General features: G+C 55.0%; 3 protein-coding genes. 1 reads left to right on the top strand and 2 read right to left on the bottom strand.

All coding sequences use genetic code 11. The annotated features are described in order from the left end of the window. Nucleotides 1-64: 64 nt before the first annotated feature. The gene (locus AC1RMF_RS26400) at nt 65-868 is read right to left on the bottom strand and encodes a hypothetical protein (protein WP_493145497.1); all 804 of its coding nucleotides are present in this window, start codon (nt 866-868) and stop codon (nt 65-67) included. Nucleotides 869-1,041: 173 nt separating this feature from the next. On the opposite strand from AC1RMF_RS26400, the gene AC1RMF_RS26395 reads away from it, so the two are divergent. After that, complete coding sequence (locus tag AC1RMF_RS26395; protein WP_493145495.1) at nt 1,042-1,332, top strand: helix-turn-helix domain-containing protein; 291 nt, start codon at nt 1,042-1,044, stop codon at nt 1,330-1,332. 238 nt (nt 1,333-1,570) lie between these two features. Here AC1RMF_RS26395 and AC1RMF_RS26390 read toward each other — a convergent pair whose 3' ends face one another. After that, nucleotides 1,571-2,551: a hypothetical protein gene (locus AC1RMF_RS26390; RefSeq protein ID WP_493145493.1), complete on the bottom strand. Its 981-nt coding sequence runs from the start codon at nt 2,549-2,551 to the stop codon at nt 1,571-1,573. Nucleotides 2,552-2,809 lie beyond the last annotated feature (258 nt).

The raw sequence follows: 2,809 nt of genomic DNA, 5'->3' as shown, positions 1-2,809 counted from the left end.
TATTGCCCACACGAATAGGCCAGGACTCCGAAAGTCCGGCCATCCTCATTCAGGACATGCGTATTCATCGCCGCTTGCGTAGGGTCATCATCCAAGCGTTGTAGTCTTCAGGCTCATTTAGAGAGGTGATGGTCAAGTGGCCCTCCTCAGCCTTCATGCTGAAATTCAGCTCACCAATTGATGTGCTCGGCGCATACACATCAAAGGATGACACCTTGGATGTTTCCAATTGACCATTGACCATCACCGCCACTTGAAAACTTGCCGAGGCTCCGGTCAGCCCCATAAACGTCACCGCCACGGAAACCGTTCGTGGTTGTCCTGGATTGAGGATCACCGCTTTCAGCGGAATTTCCTGGTACGTGGTCGGCATGCCTACGCCGATCAGCTTTTCATCCAATCGCTCTGAACAGATGAAACCTGACTCATCGACCATTGCAAAGATCTTGTTGAAGGTGCTGCCGATGGCGATCAAGTCAAACTTCTGCCCTGCACTCGAAATAAATGTTCCTGCAATGGACAGTTGGTCCTGAGGCGTAAGCTTTATATCCGGGGTCAGGGGACTGGCATCAATGATCTCAATTTGCTTTTCGGTGCGATAGACCTTCGTCCCTTCAGTCAGTGAGACGTAGTACACCATCTCGCCGGCGGCCAGTGGTTTACCCAGATTCAAGCGTCTGTCTGCAACGCTGTACACAGTCCCTCCAGGTCGAACCTTTCCTATACGCGTGATGGGATCTAGGTGACCAACGTCACACTTCTTCTGCGGGACGTTGCCCGGAGTTACCGGAATCCCGGCTACTGCACTGGAAGCGACGCAGGCGCCTGCGAGCCAGGCGATAAGGTGACCGTAGATTGAATTTTTCATAAATTCCCTGAGAGTTGGTTGATGAGTGGGTTGAAGACACTTCGCAGGCGATTGCCTTGAATGTCATCACGACACCTCACGATGAACGCCAAAGCCTTCAAGCGAGGCGGTTTATAACCGATTTTCGCATATTCCAAAATCGGATGGATTCTGCTGCATTTGTTCCCAGCAGAATGCCCGCATCGTTCCACTCCAAGCAGTACGAGATCTTTACCACCTTGCTCAGAGAGGTGCGCGAGGACTTAGGGGTCTCCCAAGTGGAACTGGCGCTTGCGCTAGGCGTGCCGCAAACGACCATCAGCAAATGCGAGACCGGTGTGCGTAGAGTGGATGTGGTGGAACTCTACGATTGGCTGCAAGCACTGAATGTGGATTCCAACGTGTTCATGCAGCGACTCACGGCGCGGTGGGAGGCCCACGCTGCGCGTGCGCACATGTCCAAGGGACATAGGAATAGATCCTAGGCATCGTCTCCGTCCCCGCTTCCGGAAGGTGTCGAGTTACGCGCAGTGATTTCGGATGTATGTTCGTGCTAGCGTCTGTATTGAATAGCCTTGGTACCCCATATCGCCCATGAGACCGATGCTGACGGGTAATGTGATGCCACCCTTGACCTCTCCTCGTGGGATGTGCAGCGACACGCGGGCTCTCGGGCGCAAAGGCAGCAAAACCTGGAAGTTGGACGTCTCGAACCCTGGTCATTCAAAGCCCTCCCGAGGAATAGGTTCCAAGTGCAGTCTTCTTGGACATGTCCTGCAACGCATCTAGCTCCAGCGCAATAAGCTGGCAGCGAAGGTCGGTTTTGGCTGCAGCGATTGTTCCCCGCACCTGCCTATGGGCATCTTCGACAGTCTCCGCGGCAAATAGACTCCAGCGCATCGCATACGTCAGCCACCGCCCTTTGAGCAGCAGATCGAGTGCAAAGCAAACCGGGTTGAAGGCGAAGTACAGCGTTACCTGCTTGTCTTCCTTGGCTATTTCCTGCAGCAGTTGTCGCAAGCGATAGCCACGCAAGGCCTTTTCGCCGAATTGGATGGCGTCGAACAGGTACATCGGTGCATGACAGACAGTGGTGCCGAATGCACCCTGCTCGAACTTGCTTGGGGCTGCTGACTCCAAATCGTCCTGCCCTATCGACTTGGTCAGAGCGTCGACTCCCCAATGCAGGCAACTCTGCACGGCATCCTGCACCCCTGGGTCGTTGAGTTGGCGCCTGCCCCCAGGCTTGGTCACTTCCACCCCCAGGAAGTAGGCCAAGCGCCAAGGCGGTTCACTGCAACTGCGCAAAACCATGCTTTCTGGTGCCTTGGAAAACCTTGGTGTTGCCAAGAGCAGGAATTGCAGGTGATCGTGCAATGCATGGGCACTCATGGCAAATAGTGCCTTGGCACTGTAGATGCTGTCGTCCAGCACCACCTTTTCTGCCCCCGTGCATTGCCGGATGCTCGCTGCCAATTCTGACAAGTAGGTGCCCTGCCCTCGCTTTGCCAGGAAGAAGCGCTCTTGCCTCATACGCCAGTGAACCGCCACAGGAACGGCAAAGGCATTCCACACCTCCTCCCCACGATCAAAGCTCTGACTGCAAAGGCTCACCATGTCTTGCAGCACGTCAGCCTCTACGTCCTCCAGTTCACCCAATGCGCGGGCAATGACATCCGCGTTACCTCTGCCCAGCAGTTCCATGGAAACGAAACTCCTGAGCCGACTTTCCAGCGCGATGTCAACCCGACCGCAAGCTTTCCAACTGCGAACCAGACTCGCAAGCGTCCGCACCTGGTGTTCAAAGATGTCTCGACTGCGCATCAAAGTTTCTCCTTGAAGTCCAATCGACATGCCAAGCGGCCAAGAATGGATTCGTGACAGTTGCGCAGACGGGTGCTGTACCGTCGCCCAGGATGGGGGCCCCAGGGATATTTCGTGATGCACACACCAAGATCATGT

This window comes from Rhodoferax sp. GW822-FHT04A08, assembly GCF_058801025.1.
The sequence above is the reverse complement of the archived record's forward strand: the minus strand, read 5'-3'. Positions and strand labels throughout refer to the sequence as shown.

Excerpts from the sequence above, each read along its gene's own strand:
- AC1RMF_RS26400 (WP_493145497.1), bottom strand. The coding sequence starts at position 868 with ATGAAAAATTCAATCTACGGTCACCTTATCGCCTGGCTCGCAGGCGCC.
- AC1RMF_RS26390 (WP_493145493.1), bottom strand. The coding sequence starts at position 2,551 with ATGGAACTGCTGGGCAGAGGTAACGCGGATGTCATTGCCCGCGCATTG.
- AC1RMF_RS26395 (WP_493145495.1), top strand. The coding sequence starts at position 1,042 with ATGCCCGCATCGTTCCACTCCAAGCAGTACGAGATCTTTACCACCTTG.